Below are 21,093 nucleotides of genomic sequence, written 5' to 3'. Positions count from 1 at the left end.
TAAAGATGGACCTTCGGCCTGTTAGGGCGGGGTCCGTCTTTGTATAATTATAAGAATATATATGCTTCACGTAATATTGGAGGGACGCTTGTGTATGAATACTTCAACCATTTTGCTTGTGGACGATGAGACGGATATTCTTCAGGTCATCAGGGCTTATCTGGAGAAGAGCGGTTATATCGTATATGAAGCCGGAGACGGCCACGCTGCGCTGCAGCTTTTTGAGCGTGTGAAGCCTGATCTGGTGGTTCTTGATCTTATGCTGCCGGATATATCTGGTGAAGAGATTTGCCGCATCATCCGCAGCACCTCAAGTACTCCCATTCTTATGCTTACCGCGAAAAGCAGTGAGGATGATCTGGTGAACGGTCTGCTGACAGGTGCAGATGACTACATGACGAAGCCCTTCAGTCCACGTGAGCTGCTGGCCCGGATAACCAGCCTGCTCAGGAGAGCACATCCCCACCAGAATCAGGAGCAGGGGAGTGCCGCAAACTTTGGCGGGGGCAGTCTCTCCATTGATGCTGAACGGCACGAGGTCAGAGTCGAGGGTGCGCTGGTTGCCTTGACTCCTCTTGAATTCAAGGTGCTGGAGTGCCTGACAAGGAGCCCCAAACGGGCATTCAGCCGTTATGAGCTGGTTAATCTTGTCCAGGGTGATGACTTCGACGGTTTTGAGCGGACTATTGATGTGCATATCAAGAATCTGCGGCAAAAAATCGGTGATGACCCCAGGCATCCCCGTTATATCGGGACAGTATTCGGCGTTGGCTATAAATTTTTGGTGAACCGGGATGAATAGAGGGGGACTGCGGACCAGACTGCTGCTGTCACATTTGGGGGTTGCCTTGTGTTCTCTGCTTGTTATTATGTTTCTGGTCAATCTGGTCATGAGCTTCTCCTTCGGAAGGTATGTCGAGAGCCGTCAGCGTACGGAGGCGGGTTTCCTCCTTGCCGATCTGGAGCAGGCCTATGACTCCTCGAATTCCTGGAGTATGGAGACGTTGATGTCATTGTCGCATCAGGCCATGCAGCGGGATTATTTGATACGTCTCTATAATGCTGCCGGAGAACTCGTCTGGGATACGGGGAATATGGGGATGTCGGCGGTTGCTTCGGATGAGGCTGCCAGCCGTTATGCAGTGCTGAAGAATGGAATAAATATAGGCACACTCGAAATTCAGGGGAATGGCGGAGCGGAAGAGACGCAGAACCGGGATTTTTTGCGGATGTTCAATCGTCTGTCATGGGGAGCAATGCTGCTGGTGCTGAGTGGAGCCTATCTGTACAGCAGATACATGGCGAAGGACCTCAGCCGGCCGCTCGTACGGATCAAGGGGATTGCGGTGAAGATGCGGGAAGGGAATTTGACGGAGAGGGTTATCCTGCCTGCCAGTAGACGGACGGAAATTGATGAGGTGGGTCAGGCACTTAATTATCTGGCAGATACGCTGCAGCAGCAAGAAAAGCTCAGGAAGAATCTCACGGCGGATGTGGCCCATGAATTACGCACACCCCTGACCACTGTCCAGAGCTATATTGAGGCTTTTGAGGATGGAGTGTGGGAAGCCACGCCCGAGAGGCTTCAGATCTGTCATGGACAAATTCAGCGGCTGGTACAGCTTATTAACGATTTGGAAAAGCTGAATGCTGCAGAGAACCCGATGCTTCAGCTACGGCATGAGCGCTTGTGTCTGAATGAGGTGCTCCGGGATTCGATTCATTCCGTTGCCGGCAGACCGGAGCTGGATAACGTAGTCTTGACGCTGAAGGAGGAGGAAGAGCACTTTGTCAGTGGTGACTATGAGCGGCTGGTGCAGGTATTCGTCAATTTGTTGAATAACGCGCTGAAGTTTACCAAAGAAGGGCAAGTGGACATCAGCTTGGTGGAGAAGCCCTCGGAGGTTATAGTAATGATTGCCGATACCGGACCAGGAATCGCTGCGGACGAGCTGCCGAATATTTTCGAGCGGTTTTACCGGGGAGAGAAATCACGGAACCGTAGAACCGGTGGGGCAGGTATTGGGCTTGCGATTGTAAAAGCAATTGTCGAAGCCCATGGAGGGTATGTAACAGTCTCAAGTACTTTGGGTTCAGGCTCAGAGTTCTATGTCCATCTGCCAAAATAAATATCCGATGAAGGTCATTCGTGGGAATACAATGCAGGCTTCCACTGTCGAAAAGACAGTTGGGGGCTTTTTTCTGCATCCGCTGTAATTTCCTGTCGCAAATAAAATATGGAAAAAATATGCACACTTCTTTATACTTAGATGGAATAATGGAAGCATATTGAGGAGGATGAATTTTTTGGATAGAATTACAGGCAGAAGAAACAGCACACCCTTCATTCATCAAACAGCTAAAACCGTACTGATCACCACAGTTGCCCTTGCCCTGTTATCGTCCGGCGGACTGGCCGCAGCGGATTCAATTCATACCACCATTTCAGGAGCTGTGGTTACGGCAGCTCAAGGACAAGCCACCGCCCCGGACTCTTCCAAAGCCAAGATCACTCAGGAACAGGCAGTGGCGAAACTGAAAGAGCTGTTTCCAGTGCTGAAGGAGGCGAATGTATCGAATGTCCGTTTTGGAGGGGACGGGTCCTACCCGGCCAGCGGCAATCAAATGATGTGGAATATTTCGTGGAATATGGAGTCCGGCAATACAAGTTTTGGTTTTTCCAGCCAAGTCGATGCGATCACAGGTGATTTGGTTAATACGTACCTGCCGTTTCCTTTTACGCAAGATGATGCTTATTATCCGCCCAAATTAACGCGTGCCGAGGCTCTGGTTCAAGCGCAGAAGTTTATTGCCAAAGCAGCACCTTCCCTGGGAGCAGGTGATATTCAGCCCGTTGATAATGAGGCTATGAATGCTGCAGGGAGCAGCCTGTTCGGAGCGGTTCAATATAACTTCTCCTTCAAGCTTCTGAAAAATAGTCTGCCTACCGCTTCGGATGCTCTATGGATCACTGTAGATGGTAATGGAAATATCATTCAATTTAACAGACCGTTCCCCGGATTGAATTATCCTTCGGCCAAGCCCGCCGTTTCTCTGGAATCCGCCCAGAAGAAGTATACGGACAGCTTTGCCTTGGGTCTCTACTATATTCCGGTCTACAAGGATGGTGCTGTAGAACGCTGGATACTGGGCTGGCGTCCGCAGGAACAGTCGCTGTATTCAATAGATGCCCAGACCGGTAAAAGGATTGACATCGAAGGCACGGAAGTCTCCGCTTTGCCGTTCACCTACGAGGCTGTCCCTCAGACAAAGGACCGGTTCCAGGCCGTGAGTACAGGCAAAGAGCTTACCGCAGCGGAAGCTGCCAAGCTTGTTCAGCAGAGAATTCCGATTCCCGTAGGACGCAAGCTTGAGGACCAAATGCAGGGTAACGTCTATCCGAATACGAAGCAGAAGGTCTGGAGACTCTCCTGGCGTGAGAACCGCAGCGCACCAATGTCTGGATTTCCGGCTACCACTTACGCTGAGGTGGATGCGGCAACCGGCCAGATCTACCAATTTCAGCTGGACCAATTTACCGGCAGCACGGAAGTGAAGCCGCAGCCTGCGCCTGCCGGGGGGAAGAAGCTGACTCAGGCGGAAGCCAAGCAGCAGGCGATAACACTTGTCAACCGTTTGTACGATCAGGCCAGCGGCGTACTCAAGCTGGAGGAGCATGGCGGGACGTGGAGTGTGCTTCCGGATGGCAAAGGCTTCCGGTTTATATTTGTCCGTTATTATAAGGGCATCCCGCTAAGTGATTCAGGCATTTCGCTGGTTATGGATAAGTACGGCAGACTCCAAAGCTATTCCGCAATGAGCCGTAGTGATCTCGGAACGATAAAGGAGTCCGCCCCAGCCATATCTCAAAGCGAGGCACTGAAAAGCTATAAAGACCGGTACGTAGTAAAGCTTCAATATAGCCGTATTGGTGGAATGTACAGCAACAATGTGTTCGTAGAACCACGGGTGAAGCTTGTCTATAGTCCACTGCCGGTTAACGAACAAGATCAGACGGCAGTCCTGGATGCCACGACGGGTAAATGGGTGCAGGTTAACACCTATTACAACCAGAATGTAGTTCCGTCTACTCCGGTGGACCTCAAGGGCCATCCTGCGGAAAAAGCATTAACCGAATTGGTGAAGTATGGTGTCCTTATCCCGGATGAAGACAATAAAATAAACCCGGATCAGGAAATCACCGTGGGAGATTGGTTTAACATCATCGCCAAAGCCTCAACTCCATACTATTCAGGATATTCGAATGGAACAGAACCGAAGGCCGTTGCCGGTGTAAGCCCGGACAATGAGTATTATCAGGCTGTAAGCTTCGCCGTTAATTACGGCTGGATCAGCAAGGACACAGTGCTGCAGCCGGGCGATAAGCTGAGCCGCGAACAGCTCGCCGTGCTGCTGGCCTCCTTTTTGAAATACAATAAGCTCGCTGCGTTCCTGGAAAATGACATCGCTGTGAGCAGCTTCAGCGACAGTGCCTCGATCAAGGACAAAGGTGCGGTGGCGCTGGCTGTGAAGCTCGGTCTACTTGAGGGAGACAACGGCAAATTCAATCCGCGGCAAAATGTAACCAAAGCCGGCATTGCAAATGTCGTGATGAAGCTTGTAGAATTGCAGGGCAGAGTGGACCAGAACATCGGCAAGAATATTCGCCAGTACTGATTCTTCTAATAGATATACAGCAAAAGCCTGTTCCCGCTTGATGGCGGAGACAGGCTTTTGTGTTTTTGGGTATGACGGCCGGTGTTTATTTACCGAGTTGCTTATCTACTTCACGAACCGGATTCTCGCCTTCATTCTCTTCAATGGTGTGACTGCTCATGAACCAGCCGGTGGCTGCAATGATTACAAGCACTACATAGAAGGTAGCCTTCCACCAGGTGCTGTGGGCGAAGTCTTCAGACAGCACACCCAGTGAGGGATGGGCCAGAGTGATGACAGCCAGTTTGATACCCACCCAGCCGACAATAAAGAATGCGGCAACTTCAAGACCGGGACGGGAGTGGAGCAGCTTGACGAAGAAGGAGGCTGCAAACCGCATAATGACCAGTCCGATGAATCCACCGGCAAAAATGACAAGGAATTGTCCTCCGTCGAGTCCCCCGATATTGCGGATTCCGCTTGGCGGAAGTGCGACGGCAAGGGCAACAGCCGCCAGGATAGAGTCAACGGCAAAGGCGATATCTGCTACTTCGACTTTAAAAACGGTGAACCAGAAGCTGGACTTCTTCTTTTCTGCAGCTTTCTCACTGCCGCTTTCGGCAGCCTCTTCGGTAACCGGCTTCTTGAACAGCACTTTTCGGAAGATATGGTTACCTGCGATGAACAGCAAGTAGATGGCTCCAATAGCTTGTACCTGCCAAATGTCCACCAGATAAGAGATAACGAAGAGCGATCCAAACCGGAACACAAACGCCCCGGCTAACCCATAGAACAAAGCCTTTTTGCGTTCCTCATCAGGAAGATGTTTAACCATGATTGCCAGTACCAGTGCGTTATCTGCGGCGAGCAACCCTTCCAGTGCTACGAGAACAAGCAATACCCATCCGTATTCTAATAATAATCCCCAATCCATTGCTGCTTCCTCCTCATTTGGATATGAATACCACTAATAAATTCCTGTGATACCATTATCTTTGCCAAAAGTATATAAAAAAGACCTTTACCAAGCAGATCAGCCTTTGGAATAAAGGACTAACCTGATTGGTAAAGGTCTCGCTAACAATAGTTCATTGCCGATAAAACCGGAGAACATCCTCACGTTCTCGTATTGACGATTTTATCTAACAGCTACTCCCCTTTACGGGATATATTAAATTTTATTATTTGTGTGTTTGACTTAAAAGTATCATATACGACTTGAGAGTCATTGTCAATGCTCGTGAGAATAAATATCAATAGAAAACGATTGTAATGGAAACGGAAACATGATACTTACAAGTTAGATAACCTTACATACGATATGGCGAAACTGCAAACATAAGGAAAATAAGGGCTTTTTAAGCCTAAACTAGATTGACGATGTATAGGAATGAAAATATGATGAGACTAATTAAAGCAGCCAAGCGATTTTGTGTTAGATAACATAACACATAATCATTTAACTCAGCCGGCCAAACTCTCTACTACTACTTAAGCAGATGCTTACGAAGCAAGTTTTACTCGAAGACAAATCAGTGAAGTCAATGCTCGTAAAACTTTTAGGAGGTGGGAAATGATGCTGCCGTCGTCGTGCATATCAAAGGAAGCAGAGGAGGAGATTAGCCGCCACCCTTGCTACAGCGAGGAAGCCCACCGGTTTTACGCCAGGATGCATATTCCGGTAGCTCCCGCCTGTAACATCCAGTGCAATTATTGCAACCGCAAGTTTGACTGCGTGAATGAGAGCAGGCCTGGAGTGGTCAGTGAGGTGCTTACCCCGGAACAGGCAGAACGCAAAGTAAAGGGAGTAGCGGCTCAGCTCATGCAGCTTTCGGTTGTCGGCATCGCCGGGCCGGGTGATCCGCTGGCGAATCCTGAGCAGACGTTCGATACCTTTGCCCGGGTCAAGGAGTATGTGCCTGATGTCTCCCTTTGCCTCAGCACCAACGGATTGACGCTGTACCGGCATATCGATGAGATTATGGAGCTTGGCATCCGCCATGTCACCATCACCATTAATGCCATTGACCCTGATGTCGCACAAGAGATTTATCCTTGGGTATTCGACGAAGGCGTGCGTTACGAAGGAAGGGAGGCAGCGGAGCTGCTGATCAGCCGTCAGCTGATGGGTCTTGAACTGCTGGCTCAGCTGGGGATTCTCGTCAAAGTTAATTCCATTATGATTCCCGGGGTCAACGATCATCATTTGCCCGCAGTGTCCCAAAGAGTAAAAGAGCTCGGGGCTACACTGCACAACGTTACACCGCTTATTATCGCACCGGGCAGCCAGTACGAATTGGATGGCCGCACGGCGCCCCGTCCGAAGGAGCTGCACAACCTGCAGGAGCTTCTTGGCCGTGATGGCATGAAGGTGATGCGCCACTGCCGGCAATGCCGTGCGGACGCGATCGGGCTGCTGGGCCAGGACCGCAATCAGGATTTCCCCCTTGAAGGGATGGAAGCTGATCCGGTGATCAACCAGGAGGCCAGAGCGTTGTTCCAAGGAGAGCTTGATGCGAAGATCCGCGAGCGGGTTCAGGCCAAACAGGCCAGACGCCTGCAGCAGAATGCTCCGAAAATCAGGGTCGCAGTTGCTACCAGAGGCGGTGACAAGGTCAATCAGCATTTTGGCCATGCGACGGAGTTCCTGGTCTACGATACCGACGGAGCAAATGTACAACTGCTCGGTGTCCGTAAGATACAAGCGTACTGCCAAGGCACAGCAGACTGCAATGGCGATAAAGCCGCCACGCTGCAAGAAATCATATCCATTCTAAGTGATTGCCGCATACTTCTCTGCTCCGGCATCGGTGATGGCCCGCGTGCCAAGCTGAACCAAATCGGAGTCTTGCCGCTCGTCCGCAAAGGTGGAATACAGGAAGCGATTCTCGAAAGTGTGAAGTACAGCTCTTATTTTGAAAATATAAACATTTCGAAGGGATGATGAATGATGAGACAAATAGCTTTTTACGGTAAAGGCGGTATCGGTAAATCCACAACTTCCCAAAACACTTTGGCCCAATTGGCAACCAAATTCAAACAAAGAATTATGATTGTAGGCTGTGACCCTAAGGCAGACTCCACCCGCCTGATTCTGAACACCAAAGCACAGAACTCCGTACTGGAGCTGGCGGCTGAACTGGGTTCGGTAGAGGATCTGGAGCTTGAAGATGTGCTTCAGACCGGCTTTGGCGACATCATCAACGTAGAGTGCGGCGGACCTGAACCGGGTGTAGGCTGCGCAGGACGCGGTATTATTACTGCCATCAACTTTCTGGAGCAGGAAGGCGCGTATCAGGATCTGGACTTCGTATCCTATGACGTTCTGGGCGACGTGGTATGCGGCGGTTTTGCAATGCCAATCCGTGAAGGCAAGGCACAAGAGATCTACATCGTGTGTTCCGGTGAGATGATGGCCATGTACGCTGCCAACAACATTGCACGCGGTATCCTCAAATATGCAACTAGCGGCGGTGTGAGATTGGGCGGGCTGATCTGCAACAGCCGTAACACTGACCGTGAAGATGAACTGATCATGGAGCTTGCCCGCCGCCTGAACACACAAATGATTCATTTCGTACCCCGTGATAATATCGTTCAGCATGCCGAGCTGCGCAGAATGACAGTAGCCCAATACAACCCTGCTCATCAACAAGCCAAGGAATATGAGATCCTGGCTGAAAAAATCCTCAACAACAAAATGCTGACGATCCCTACTCCAATTTCCATGGAAGAGCTGGAAGAGCTGCTGATGGAATTCGGTATCATCGAAGATGAAGAAGCAGCAATCAAGAAGCTGCAAGCTTCCGGCCAATAAGACTGCCAAGCCGTGAATACCCGGTCATCCGGTGAACGGGAGTGGAGAGGCGGCCTTCACCGGATGAACTTTCAGTGGCTAATGGCCACGCAGGCGGCTTAAGCGTCCTGCACCACGAAAAGGAGGGTCAATATATGGGACTGAATATCGAAGAGAATAAGCAAATCGTAGAAGAGGTTCTGGAAGCCTATCCCAAAAAGGCGAAGAAAGACCGCGAAAAGCATTTTCAGATTAATACCGAAGAAGCGCAATCCTGTGGCACCTGTGCCCTGAAATCTAATATTAAATCCCGACCGGGTGTAATGACGCCCCGCGGATGCTCCTATGCAGGCTCCAAAGGTGTGGTATGGGGCCCCATCAAGGATATGGTGCATATCAGCCACGGTCCCATCGGCTGCGGACAGTACAGCTGGGGTACACGCCGCAACTATGCCAACGGGACGCTGGGAATCGATAATTTTACGGCTATGCAGATCACTAGTGATTTTCAGGAGACGGATATCGTCTTCGGCGGTGATAAGAAACTGGAAGTTATTATGCGCGAGATCACGGAAATGTTCCCGCTGGCCAAAGGGATCTCCGTACAATCCGAATGTCCGGTGGGTCTGATCGGCGACGATATTGAAGCAGTATCCAAAAAAATGTCCAAAGAGCTGGAAATGCCGATTGTTCCGGTGCGCTGTGAAGGATTCCGCGGCGTCAGCCAATCGCTGGGTCATCATATTGCCAATGATGCCATCCGCGATTTCGTGCTCGGCAAAGCCGAGCTGGCAGAAACCGGCCCTTACGATGTTAATATTATCGGCGATTATAATATCGGCGGTGATGCATGGGCTTCCCGGATTCTACTGGAGGAAATGGGGCTTCGCGTCATTGCCCAGTGGTCTGGCGACGGTACTCTGAACGAACTGGAAATTGCCCATAAGGCCAAGCTGAACCTGATCCACTGCCACCGCTCGATGAACTATATGGTAGAGCATATGGAGAAGGCTTACGATATTCCGTGGATGGAGTACAACTTCTTTGGCCCAACCAAGACCTATGAGAGCCTTCGTGCGATTGCCGCCCGGTTCGATGAGACGATCCAGGAGAATTGCGAGAAGATGATCGCCAGACACCAACCGGAAATGGATAAAATCATTAAGAAATTCAAACCGCGGCTGGAGAACAAAAAGGTCCTGCTGATGATCGGCGGCCTGCGTTCCCGCCATACGATCGGCGCTTATGAAGATCTGGGCATGGATATCGTAGCCTCCGGTTATGAATTTGCCCATAAGGACGACTATGAAAAGACCTTCCCGATGATGAAGGAAGGAACCATCATTATGGATGACCCGACTGCCTATGAGCTGGAAGAGCTCGCCCAGAAACTGAATGTCGATCTGGTAGGCTCGGGCGTCAAGGAAAAGTACGTGTATCACAAGATGGGCGTACCCTTCCGCCAAATGCATTCCTGGGATTACAGCGGCCCGTATCATGGATTTGACGGGTTTAAGATTTTTGCCAAAGATATGGATATGACTGTGAACAGTCCGGTATGGAATCTGATCACCAAGAAGGAAAAAGTGCAAAAAGAGGGGGCGGGCGTATGAGTAAGGACAGACTGATTCTCCCGGACTATAACTCCTTGTTCTCGGAAGAACGCTACGTGCAGCAGCGGGAAAACAAAAAACAATTCGAGGCTCCCTGCAGCGATCAGGATACGGCAGAAGCACTCGCCTATTCCAAATCCGCTGAATATATGGAAAAGAACTTTGACCGCAAAGCTGTGGTCATCAATCCGCATAAAGCCTGCCAGCCGCTAGGTTCAGTAATGGCCGCACTCGGATTCGAGAAGACACTGCCTTTCGTTCATGGATCGCAGGGCTGCAACTCGTATTTCCGCAGCCATCTCAGCCGCCACTTCAAGGAACCTACGCCTGCGGTTTCTTCTTCGATGACTGAGGACGCTGCAGTGTTCGGCGGTATGAACAATCTGATCGACGGATTGGAGAACAGTATTGCCCTTTACAAACCGGAGATGGTAGCCCTCTGTACAACTTGTATGGCTGAAGTCATCGGAGATGATCTTTCCTCTTTTATCGGCAATGCCCGCATTAAAGGGGTGATCACGGAAGAATTCCCTGTAGCCTTTTGTAATACACCGAGCTTTGTGGGCTCGCATATCACGGGCTATGATTCCATGCTGAAGGGGATATTGAGCTACCTGTATGAACGCTCCGGAATGAAGGCTAACCCTGGAAGCGGGGAAGAGTCAGGGGAGAAGCTGAATGTAATGCTGGGTTTTGAGCCTTACACCGGCAACTTTGCGGAAATCCGTAAAATCCTTGATGCCTTCGATACCAAATATACGATCCTTGGAGATCACAGCGGTAACTATGACTCTCCTGCAACTGGCGAGTATGAATATTATTACGGGGGTACAAAGCTTGCTGATGTGCCTTTAGCAGCCAATGCACTAGGCTCGCTGTCTCTTCAGAAATATACACTGAAGAAGACCCAGGACTTCATCAGCGGAACCTGGAACCAGCAGATCACGGCAATGTCTACGCCTCTGGGAATCACCGGTACCGATAAGCTGCTGGAAGCAATCAGCGAACTGACAGGTCTTAAGGTTCCGGCTTCACTTACCGAAGAACGGGGCCGTGTGGTAGATGCCTTGACGGACAGTCATCCTTACCTGCATGGCAAACGGGTTGCACTCGTAGGAGATCCTGATCTGTTGATCGGACTGATTGGATTCTGCCTCGAAGTGGGCATGGAACCCGTGCATATCGTGTGCTCGAACGGTGATGTGGATTTCAATGAAGTGAAGTTCAAGGACGAAGCCCAGGCGCTTCTGGATTCAAGCCCCTATGGTTCAGAAGCTACCCTGTACATCGGCAATGACCTCTGGCATATGCGCTCACTGCTCTTGAATGATCCGGTTGATCTGGCTATCGGCAGCTCGCATCTGAAGTTTGCCGCCAAGGATGCAGGTGTGCCGCTAATCCGGGTAGGATTCCCGATTCTCGACCGTCATCACATGCACCGTTATCCGATTATCGGCTATCAGGGGACTCTGAACCTGCTGAGCCTGATTGTGAATACTGTACTGGATGAGCTTGACCGTAACAACTCCGGCTTTAACTATGATCTGGTCCGGTAATCCATTCATTTAAATCATCTACGTGAAGCCAGCGACTTTAGCGAAGGAGATGAAGAGCCATGGAACCTGTTCGAAAAGACGAATTTGACTCCGAGGCTTGCGGGAGCCTAGCCCCGAAAGTAAAGCCCTGTCCACGGCCCAAACCGGGTGAAGCGGCTGGAGGCTGCTCCTTCGACGGAGCCCAAATTACTTTGCTGCCGATAATGGACGCCGCACATCTTGTTCATGGTCCGATTGCTTGCGCCGGGAACAGCTGGGAGAGCAGGGGAACCCTCTCCAGCGGATCCTCAATGTCTCAATATGGATTTTCTACGGATCTAACCGATTCCGATATTATTTTTGGTGGAGAAAAGAAACTGAAGGATAGTATTGACTATATTGCCGGGCGCTTTGCGCCTCCGGCAATATTTGTATATTCAACCTGTGTGACTGCTCTGACCGGTGAAGACATGGATGCCGTCTGCAAGGCGGCTTCAGAACGGCTCGGTATACCGGTCATCCCTGTGAACAGTCCAGGGTTTGTCGGCAGCAAGAATCTCGGCAACCGTCTCGCCGGAGATGCGCTGCTGCAGTACGTGATCGGCACCGGGGAACCGGACCCTGGAATGTCTATGGGCATTAATCTTATAGGGGAGTACAATATCGCAGGCGAGATGTGGGATATCGAGAAGCTGATGAGCAGTGCCGGTATTTCGGTAACCTCACGTATTACAGGAGATGCCCGCTATAAGGAGATTACCTGGGCGCATCGGGCGAAGGTGAACATGGTTGTCTGCAGCCGCGCCTTGCTGGGACTCGCCAAGGAGATGGAGTCGAGATACGATATTCCTTATTTCGAGGGCTCCTTCTATGGTGCCAAGGAAACGACCTATTCGCTAAGGCAAATGGCTTATTTGATGAATGACCGCGAAATGGAACGCCGGGTAGACCGCCTGACCGAACGTGAAGAGGCCCGTCTCAGCCAGGAATTGCGTCCTTACCGTAAGATCTTGAAAGGAAAAAAGGCGGTGCTCTATACCGGCGGCGTTAAAAGCTGGTCGGTTATTTCTGCACTAAAAGAGCTTGGTGTTCAAGTAGTAGGCGTGGGTACGAACAAAAGCACGGAGGATGACGTCCGGCGGATTGCCGATCGTGTGGGGGATGATACCGAATATATTCCGGAAGGCGGAGCCAGCCGCATCCTCAAAACGGTTCGGGAACGCAAAGCAGATATTATGATCGCAGGCGGCCGCAACATGTATGTAGCCATGAAGGAACAGATTCCGTTCATTGATATTAATCAGGAGAGACATAAGGCATATGCGGGATATGAAGGACTCCTGCGGCTTGCCAAGGAGCTGACTTATTCCCTGGCTAATCCGATCTGGAAGCTGGCAGCAAGTCCGGCTCCATGGGATAAGGAGGCGCCTCCCTATGACCGTTAACAGAAGAAAGAAACCGGCTTCGGTCAATCCGATCAAGATCGGCCAGTCGCTCGGTGCCGTGCTAGCACTGCAGGGCTGTTACCGCGCCATGCCGATAATACACGGTTCGCAAGGCTGCTCTGCTTTTCCGAAGGCGCTGCTGACCCGCCACTTTCGCGAACCGATCGCCGTGCAGACCTCCGCGCTGCAGGAGATGGATGTGATCTTTGACGCCAACCGCAACCTGGAGGATGCCCTGAACGTGGTGCTTAGCAAGCACCGGCCTGACATTGTCGGGATCATCGGAACGGAATTGACCGATGTCGCCGGAGTGGATTATCAGAGCATGCTCAAGTCTTACAAACGGGAACGGAATATGCGCGGTGGGCTTGCTTTCTCCGTGGTATTGCCGGATTTCCGCGGTTCACTTGAATCCGGCTTCAGCGCTACCGTGGAATCCATGATCGATGAGATGATCCAGCAGGTAGGGCATAAGGGCCCGCGGAGCGTTAATACCCGGCAGATTACCCTGCTGCCCGGCTCATTTTTGACCCCTGCAGATGTAATGGAACTGAAGGAGATGATATCTTCCTTCGGGTTCGAGGTTATTGCGCTACCCGATATCTCAACCTCCTTGTCAGGGCATTTGCTGACCGGGTTCTCCCCGCTGACCCGTGGCGGTGTACCACTGGATTCCATGCTGCAGAGCCTGCAGTCCGGGCTAACGATCGCTATAGGCGGCAGTATGGAGCGTCCGGCAAGGAGACTCCATAATGCGCTCGGTACGCCGTACAAGGTATTCGAACGCGCGATGGGGCTTAAGGCTTCTGATGAACTGCTGCATTTTCTGCATCAGATCAGCGGAGAACCGGTGCCGCTACGGTATTGCTGGCAGCGGGAGAATCTGCTCGACAGCATGCTTGACGCGCATTTCCAGTTCGCTGGAATGTCTGTTATGGCTGCACTGGAGCCAGACCACCTGTACTCAATCTCCGGATGGCTTGAGGAGCTGGGTGTGGAACAGAAAGCACGGATTGCCTCCTATGAAACCCCGCTGATTGCAGGGATGGAGTGTGAGGTATGGGTAGGGGATCTGGACGATGCCGAAGTGCTGGGCAAAGGCGCTGATCTATGGATCAGCAACTCGCACGGCATTGCCGGAGCACAGAGGATCGGTGCTGCATTTATGCCGGCAGGGTTTCCGGTATGGAACGAGCTGGGTGCCTATATGTCAGTCTCTGTAGGATACAGGGGCGCCATGGAGTGGAGTAATAAAGCAGGGAATCTGTTAATGCAGAGGGAGGCTGAACACCGTGAAAGTAGCATTCGCCACAGATGATGGTACCCGAGTCAATGCCCATTTCGGGCAAAGTCCTATGTTCGCCGTATATAATGTGACCAAAAATGGCGGTGCACTGGTAGAGCTCCGCAAGGTGCCGGTTCTTCTCAATCAGGATGAAGCCGGCAAAATTGACAGCCGCCTGGTGACGATAGAAGATTGTACCTTGATTTTCATGATGCAGATTGGTGCTTCGGCCGCCGCGCGGGTGACCCGCCGCAAGATTATGCCGGTCAAGGTTCCATTCGGCAGCCCGATTGACGAGCAGGTGAAACGTCTGGTTGAGATGCTTCAGGGTAAGCCACCGATGTGGCTGGCCAAAGTCCTGCGTTCCGAAGAGGAAGGCATAGGGGAAGGGGAGGAAGCAAATGGAACCGCTGGCTAATAAGGAGATGCCGTCTCAAGCTGGGCTATTCCGTGAAGAGAGGGGGCTGGCGACGGTTAAACCCCGCCGCCGCAAGGCTGTAAAAGAACTGGATCAGGAGATGGCGGATGCTTTTGTCCGCCGGTTATGTCATCTTTTGGATACAGCCGACTTCTTCGGCCGTCATGCTTCACTGTCCCCGCAGGAGAAGATCACCAAGCTGTTTCTGGCTTCGGCCGAGGACAGGGATAAATCCGAATTCAACTGTGCGGTATCACCGAAGGTGCGCCAGCAGGTTCCGGTTCTGTTCCAGGCGATCGCCGGGGTCATGGAAGAGAAGAGCGGAGCCATGGTACAAAGTACTGCAGAGATTAATGTGGAAGGCTTTGGGCGAGGGCTCCTGTATACCGGGCGTGTGATTCTGGTGCTCAAAAGTCTCCGGGCCGGTGCTCCGTTCCCTTTCACCTCCGAGGAGAAGACTATCCGCTATGGAGTGGAATGTATCGAGGAGGGGCTTGCATTTCTGGAGAAATATAATGAAATGACTGCATTCCACGGTTTGCTGAGTCTGGAAGGCTAGCAAACGTAAATTCATGTTCAGTCACAGGGGGAATCAGGAATGGAGCAGCTTGCCGGTGGTTTGGAGATGGAACGTTATGCCCGCCAGCTTAAGCTGCTGGGAGAAGATGGGCAGAAGGCGCTGAAGGAAGCGGCAGTCATGGTGGCGGGAATTGGCGGACTTGGAGGAACGGCTGCCATGTATTTGGCTGCAGCAGGCGTCGGTAAGCTTATTTTGGCCCATGAAGGAATGATTGTGCCGCCTGATCTCAACCGGCAAATTCTGATGGACACGGATCATCTGGGGATGGAGCGGATGAGTACAGCTATAGCCCGTTTGAAGCGGCTGAACCCGCATGTCGAGATTGAAGGCTACAATGCGAGAATTGAATATGACCATGCCAAACCTTGGGTCCATGATGCGGATATTGTGATCGACGCGCGTTATGATTTTCCGGAGAGATATGCTCTGAACCGCCTGTGTGTAGATACCGGCACACCTATGGTGGAAGCTGCAATGTACGGCTTTGAAATTTCGCTTACCACCATTATTCCTGGAGTTACACCTTGCCTCGAGTGCTTGTACCCGGATGTGAAGCCTCAGTGGGAGCCGCTTGGATTTCCAGTATTGGGTGCAACTTCCGGAATTGCGGGTTGTATGGCTGCGCTGGAAGCCGTAAAATGGATTACAGGGGTAGGGACAACTTATGCGGGCGTGATGCATCGCTTCAGCTCACTCGACTTCGCCTGTTACAGCGTCCATATTTCCCGTAATCCGAATTGCGCTTGCTGCGGAGAAGGAGGTACACCGTGAAAAGTCTCAAGCTATGTGACACGACACTGCGGGATGGGGAACAGGCGGCTGGAGTTTCATTCACGAGGGCAGAAAAGCTGGAAATCGCAAAGTTGCTGTCGGAGAGCGGAGTTGAACAGGCAGAGGTCGGAATTCCTGCCATGGGTATACGGGAACAGGAGGATATTGCGGCGATTGCCGAATTGAATCTTCCCATGAAGCTGATGACTTGGAACCGCTCGGTGCGGGGAGATATCGACAAGGCACGGACCACTGGAGTCAACTGGAGCCATGTGTCGATCCCCGTCTCCGAGATTCAGCTTCAAGGCAAGCTGGGGCTAACGCTGGCGGAGGGGCTGAACAAGCTGCTGGGCGCAGCGGAATACGCCCTGTCGCTGGGAATGACGGTGTCGGTGGGGATGGAGGATTCGTCCAGAGCCAATATGGGCTTTCTGGTCCAGTTGGTGAATTCTCTCTACAAGGAAGGTATCCGCAGGTTCCGTTATGCGGATACCGTCTCAGCGCATCATCCGGGACAGATTGCCGAGCGGGTTAGCACACTGCTCGGTGAGGTTCCGGCAGATGTCGAACTGGAGGTGCACTGCCATAACGATTTCGGGTTGGCATGCGCGAATACGCTCAGCGGCATCGCCGCAGGGGCAGTCTGGGCCAGTACCACAGTGGCGGGAATCGGTGAACGCACCGGCAACGCAGCCATGGAGGAGGTCGCTATGGCCTGGCACCATCTGTATGGCGGAGAGAGCCGCATCAGATTTGATATGCTCAAAGGCTTGGCCGACAAGGTGATAGCGGCTTCCGGACGAAGTGTGGGCGATGCCAAACCGATTGTCGGGCAGCTGGCTTTTACCCATGAGTCGGGAATTCATGTGGACGGGCTAATGAAGGAAAGGGCTACGTACCAGACGTTTGATCCTGCGGAAGTGGGCCGAAGTCACCAATTTGTACTGGGCAAGCATTCCGGCACCGGCGGCGTATCCCATGTGCTGGACCAGTGGGGCCTCGTGATTACACCGGATACTGCCGGGCATTTGCTGGAACGGGTACGCGAATACGCGGAGTCCCATAAAGGCACAGTTCCGGAATATATGCTGGTGCAGTGGCTGATGGAGGAACAGCAGCGGGCTCAGAATGCTGTATAAGCGTGAGGAGTATTGCCTGGTACGGCTACAGATAAACGAAGAATGATTACGAGGTTTGAAGAAGGGGTAGTGCAAGCAGTGGTTGTCTTCTTGGAGGAGACGAGTGCTGCTTTTTTTCTGCTCCGCCGATTTCTATATTGAAATACACACGGCAAGCATCTACAATCTTGAGCAGGAATGCTAAGCAGAGAGAGCAAGGATAAGGAGAATGGAGCAGCCATGACTAAGAAAACAATCTTTTTTGATATTGACGGCACAATCTATGATGAGGAGAAGAGAATTCCCGCGTCCACGAAGGAAGCCATTGCTGAACTGAAAAGACGGGGCCATCATGTAGCGATTGCCACAGGCAGAGCTGCGTACATGTTCGAGGATCTGCGCGAAGAGCTGGACATTGATTCTTATGTGTCGCTTAACGGGCAGTATGTTGTTTTTGAAGGAGAAGTGATTTACCGCAATCCCCTGGATACCCCTTCATTGCAGGATCTAACCTTGTTCGCCGAAAAAAATGATCATCCGATGGCTTATATCGATGCCTTGGGCATGAAGGTGAATGTTGCGGAGCATGAATACATCAGAACCAGCATCGGCTCGCTGAAGCTGGCATTTCCGGCGCATGATGCGGAATATTTTTTGCAGCACGAGATCTATCAGGCGCTGGTTTTTTGCCCGGAAGAGAATCAGGCGTTATACGAAGAGGCGTACCCGCAATTTCATTTTATACGCTGGCACCCAGTGTGTATGGATGTGCTGCCGGGAAAGGGTTCGAAGGCGGGGGGAATAGCTCAAATGATGAAATTGCTCGGGGCCCGGAAGGAAGATATCTATGCGTTTGGTGATGGACTGAATGATCTGGAGATGCTGGGCTTTGTGGATCATGGTATCGCGATGGGCAATGCAGAAGAGGAAGTGAAGGCTGCTGCGCGCTATGTTACCAAGCCAGTCAGTGAGAACGGTATTCTTGAGGGTTTGAGAATGGTGGGGCTATTGTAGTCAGAAAAGTATGAAGTGAGATGTCCGGCGAAAAATGATGTGCTGAAGCGAAGGTTTTATCAGAAATTTGTTATTCCCTTCCTCTGGAGTGGTTAAGATATATAAATATGTCCGCAATGGGCCGGGAAGGCCTTGATGTCGGAACAAATTTCTTATCCAAGCAGGAATCGCAGAAGCGGAGGGAATCCTTGTGAACCCAAAATGGTGGAAAGAAAGTGTAGTGTACCAGATTTATCCAATAAGCTTCATGGACAGCAATGGTGACGGGATTGGTGATTTGCGCGGAATTATGTCCAAGCTGGATTATCTGCAGGATCTCGGTGTAGATGTCATCTGGATCTGTCCGATTTATAAATCGCCGAACCATGACAACGGATATGATATCAGTGATTATTGCGATATTATGAAGGAATTTGGGACAATGGACGATTTTGACCTGCTGCTGCGGGAGATGCACTCCAGGGGGATGAAGCTGATGATGGATCTGGTGCTGAACCATACTTCCCATCAGCATCCCTGGTTTATTGAATCCAGAAGCTCGAAGGATAACCCCAAGCGGGATTATTACATCTGGAGAAAAGGCAAAAACGGCGGTCCGCCGAACAACTGGGAGTCCTACTTCAGCGGTTCGGTCTGGGAGCTTGATCCCAAGACAGATGAATATTATCTGCATCTGTATTCCAAATTCCAGCCGGATTTGAATTGGGAGAACCCCGCAGTAATTGACAAGCTGCATGAAATGGTACAGTGGTGGCTGAAGAAGGGAATTGACGGGTTCCGTTTTGATGCAATCGCCCATATTGTGAAGAAAGAAGGCTTTCCCGATGCTTTGAATCCGGGAGGGACGGCGACTGTGCGGGCGTATGATATGTTCTCCAATCTGGAGCATGTCCACACACTGCTGCGTAATTTGAACGAAAAGGTGCTCTACTACTACGATATTATGACGGTCGGTGAAACTTCGGGGCTTGGTCCGGAACAGGCGCTGGATTATGTCGGGGATGGACGCCGCGAGCTGAATATGACCTTTCAATTTGAGCATATGAATCTGGATTGCGCCGCTCCGGGCGGTGGGAAATGGGATACGATTCCATGGAGTCTCCTGGAACTCAAGAAGATCATCAGCAATTGGCAGACCGTCCTGCATAACAGAGGCTGGAACGCCAATTATTTGTGCAACCATGACCAGCCGCGTTCGGTATCGCGGTTCGGCAACGATATGTATTACCGCATCCCTTCGGCAAAAATGCTGGCTACCTTTATTCATATGCTGGAGGGTACTCCATATATCTACCAAGGTGAAGAGATCGGTATGACCAATGCGGGCTTTGAGTCGATTGATGATTACCGTGATGTGGAGACTCTCAATTATTATGAGGAAAAACGCACGAATGGCGTTCCCGAAGCTGACATCATGGCTGCTATCCATAAAAAAAGCCGGGACAACGCCCGCACACCGATGCAATGGGATGATGGAGAGGACGGCGGATTCACGAAAGGTGTGCCATGGATCCGGGTGAACTCCAATTCCCGGGAGATTAATGCAGCCCGTGCGGTCAAGGACCCGGACTCGATCTATCATTATTACAAGAAGCTGATTCAGCTGCGAAAAAAGCATCCGGTCATTGTCTACGGTGAATATGCTCTGCTGCTGGAAGAGCACCCGGAAATCTATGCGTATACGCGCACGCTGGAGGATCAGCAGCTGCTGGTGGTATTGAACTTTTTTGAGCGGGAGCCCGTGTTTGAGCTGCCGGAGGAATTCCGGCAACAGAAGCTGGAGCTGCTGATCTCCAACTATACACCGACCAAAGAGGAAGATCTGATGAATCTGAAGCTTCGGCCCTATGAAGCAAGAGTCTATTTGCAGCGGCAAATGGTCAAAACTGAATAGAGTCCAAACATTCAGAATTAGAGACAAAGCCAAATGAAGATAAATTTTAACTTATATAGAATGGCTAAAGAGTTGCCATGGCGCGGGAAGTATGGCGAAATGGCGACTCTTTTTTGAGTTTAGTTATAAAGGGCGGTACAATTGCGTTACATCAGGCGATGTATTTGCATACATAGAGAGGTTTGTACAGGTGCTGCTGCGGGAGGAGAAGGAACATGGGTGAGTGGTATGAGGAGAGCTTTGGTGAGGATTACTTAATTGTCTACAGACACAGGGATTTCGGTGGAGCGCGGCGCGAGGTGGAGCGGATGATCGGATGGCTGGGGCTGCCTCAGGGGGCCAGGGTGCTTGATCTATGCTGCGGGATGGGTCGCCATTCCCTGGCTCTTGCAGAGGCGGGATATAAGGTTACCGGTGTGGATCTGTCTGAGTCGCTGCTGCGCGAAGCACGGGCGCAGACCGGAGCCGAAGCTGTGACCTGGATACGTTCAGATATGCGGAAGCTGCCGCTTGAGGGTGGTTTTGAAGCTGTGGTGAATTTGTTCACTTCATTTGGCTACTTTGAAGAGGACGAGGAGCAGGTGAAGGTGCTTCGGGAAATCCACCGTATGTTAGTGCCTGGAGGCAAATTCATTGTGGATTTTCTGAATCCGGCCCATGTCATCCGTCATCTGGTTCCACACTCCGTCCGTGAGGCTGGGGATACCCTGATAGACGAGTCGCGGCGGATTGAGGATGGCTATGTCAAAAAGGATATCATCCTGACCTCGAAGTCCGGTGGAGCTCCCCGTGTATACCATGAGCGCGTCAAGCTGTATCCGCTGGATACATTCCGCGGGATGATTGCAGCCGCAGGTCTTCAACTGGAGGCTGTCCACGGCAGCTATGAGGAAGATGAATATGTGGCGGAGAGCTCCGGGCGGATGATTTTTACAGGTGTACGCCCAGTGACAACATCGTGAAGAAGA

General features: G+C 51.3%; 17 protein-coding genes. 16 read left to right on the top strand and 1 reads right to left on the bottom strand.

What is annotated here, in order from left to right:
* Positions 1 to 94 precede the first annotated feature (94 nt).
* From AC0MA3_RS15205 to AC0MA3_RS15195, 3 genes are all read left to right on the top strand, one after another.
* The gene (locus tag AC0MA3_RS15205) at positions 95 to 802 is read left to right on the top strand and encodes a response regulator transcription factor (RefSeq protein ID WP_474656781.1); all 708 of its coding nucleotides are present in this window, start codon (positions 95 to 97) and stop codon (positions 800 to 802) included.
* Entirely contained in the window at positions 795 to 2,129 is a 1,335-nt protein-coding gene (locus tag AC0MA3_RS15200) for a sensor histidine kinase (protein WP_474656780.1), read from the top strand. Before AC0MA3_RS15205 ends, AC0MA3_RS15200 begins: the two co-directional genes overlap by 8 nt.
* A gap of 178 nt (positions 2,130 to 2,307) precedes the next feature.
* Entirely contained in the window at positions 2,308 to 4,677 is a 2,370-nt protein-coding gene (locus tag AC0MA3_RS15195) for an S-layer homology domain-containing protein (RefSeq protein ID WP_474656779.1), read from the top strand.
* A gap of 85 nt (positions 4,678 to 4,762) precedes the next feature.
* Here AC0MA3_RS15195 and AC0MA3_RS15190 read toward each other — a convergent pair whose 3' ends face one another.
* Complete coding sequence (locus tag AC0MA3_RS15190) at positions 4,763 to 5,590, bottom strand: TerC family protein (protein WP_474656778.1); 828 nt, start codon at positions 5,588 to 5,590, stop codon at positions 4,763 to 4,765.
* Between the two features lie 639 nt (positions 5,591 to 6,229).
* Here AC0MA3_RS15190 and nifB point away from each other — a divergent pair.
* The 13 genes from nifB (at position 6,230) to AC0MA3_RS15125 (ending at position 21,087) form a co-directional block, all read left to right on the top strand.
* Positions 6,230 to 7,600: a nitrogenase cofactor biosynthesis protein NifB gene (nifB, locus tag AC0MA3_RS15185; protein WP_474656777.1), complete on the top strand. Its 1,371-nt coding sequence runs from the start codon at positions 6,230 to 6,232 to the stop codon at positions 7,598 to 7,600.
* Positions 7,601 to 7,603: 3 nt separating this feature from the next.
* Positions 7,604 to 8,473 carry a nitrogenase iron protein gene (nifH, locus tag AC0MA3_RS15180; protein ID WP_474656776.1) on the top strand — a complete coding sequence of 290 codons (870 nt, stop codon included), beginning with the start codon at positions 7,604 to 7,606 and terminating at the stop codon, positions 8,471 to 8,473.
* Between the two features lie 134 nt (positions 8,474 to 8,607).
* Positions 8,608 to 10,065: a nitrogenase molybdenum-iron protein alpha chain gene (gene nifD / locus AC0MA3_RS15175; RefSeq protein ID WP_474656775.1), complete on the top strand. Its 1,458-nt coding sequence runs from the start codon at positions 8,608 to 8,610 to the stop codon at positions 10,063 to 10,065.
* Complete coding sequence (gene nifK / locus AC0MA3_RS15170) at positions 10,062 to 11,621, top strand: nitrogenase molybdenum-iron protein subunit beta (protein WP_474656774.1); 1,560 nt, start codon at positions 10,062 to 10,064, stop codon at positions 11,619 to 11,621. The genes nifD and nifK overlap by 4 nt, the downstream gene beginning before the upstream one ends.
* A 59-nt stretch (positions 11,622 to 11,680) precedes the next feature.
* Positions 11,681 to 13,045 (top strand): nitrogenase iron-molybdenum cofactor biosynthesis protein NifE, encoded by a 1,365-nt coding sequence (gene nifE, locus AC0MA3_RS15165; RefSeq protein ID WP_474656773.1) that lies wholly within the window; start codon positions 11,681 to 11,683, stop codon positions 13,043 to 13,045.
* The gene (nifN, locus tag AC0MA3_RS15160) at positions 13,035 to 14,363 is read left to right on the top strand and encodes a nitrogenase iron-molybdenum cofactor biosynthesis protein NifN (RefSeq protein ID WP_474656772.1); all 1,329 of its coding nucleotides are present in this window, start codon (positions 13,035 to 13,037) and stop codon (positions 14,361 to 14,363) included. Before nifE ends, nifN begins: the two co-directional genes overlap by 11 nt.
* Positions 14,338 to 14,748: a nitrogen fixation protein NifX gene (gene nifX, locus AC0MA3_RS15155; protein WP_379159596.1), complete on the top strand. Its 411-nt coding sequence runs from the start codon at positions 14,338 to 14,340 to the stop codon at positions 14,746 to 14,748. The genes nifN and nifX overlap by 26 nt, the downstream gene beginning before the upstream one ends.
* Positions 14,732 to 15,307 (top strand): DUF269 domain-containing protein, encoded by a 576-nt coding sequence (locus AC0MA3_RS15150; RefSeq protein ID WP_379159599.1) that lies wholly within the window; start codon positions 14,732 to 14,734, stop codon positions 15,305 to 15,307. Before nifX ends, AC0MA3_RS15150 begins: the two co-directional genes overlap by 17 nt.
* A 39-nt stretch (positions 15,308 to 15,346) precedes the next feature.
* The gene (locus tag AC0MA3_RS15145; RefSeq protein WP_474656771.1) at positions 15,347 to 16,099 is read left to right on the top strand and encodes a HesA/MoeB/ThiF family protein; all 753 of its coding nucleotides are present in this window, start codon (positions 15,347 to 15,349) and stop codon (positions 16,097 to 16,099) included.
* Entirely contained in the window at positions 16,096 to 17,238 is a 1,143-nt protein-coding gene (locus AC0MA3_RS15140; RefSeq protein ID WP_474656770.1) for a homocitrate synthase/isopropylmalate synthase family protein, read from the top strand. Before AC0MA3_RS15145 ends, AC0MA3_RS15140 begins: the two co-directional genes overlap by 4 nt.
* A 219-nt stretch (positions 17,239 to 17,457) precedes the next feature.
* The gene (locus tag AC0MA3_RS15135) at positions 17,458 to 18,231 is read left to right on the top strand and encodes a Cof-type HAD-IIB family hydrolase (RefSeq protein ID WP_474656769.1); all 774 of its coding nucleotides are present in this window, start codon (positions 17,458 to 17,460) and stop codon (positions 18,229 to 18,231) included.
* Between the two features lie 190 nt (positions 18,232 to 18,421).
* Entirely contained in the window at positions 18,422 to 20,125 is a 1,704-nt protein-coding gene (locus AC0MA3_RS15130) for a glycoside hydrolase family 13 protein (RefSeq protein ID WP_474656768.1), read from the top strand.
* Between the two features lie 215 nt (positions 20,126 to 20,340).
* Entirely contained in the window at positions 20,341 to 21,087 is a 747-nt protein-coding gene (locus AC0MA3_RS15125; RefSeq protein WP_474656767.1) for a class I SAM-dependent methyltransferase, read from the top strand.
* Positions 21,088 to 21,093: the final 6 nt, after the last annotated feature.

The organism is Paenibacillus sp. LS-5, assembly GCF_056121505.1.
The sequence above is the reverse complement of the archived record's forward strand: the minus strand, read 5'-3'. Positions and strand labels throughout refer to the sequence as shown.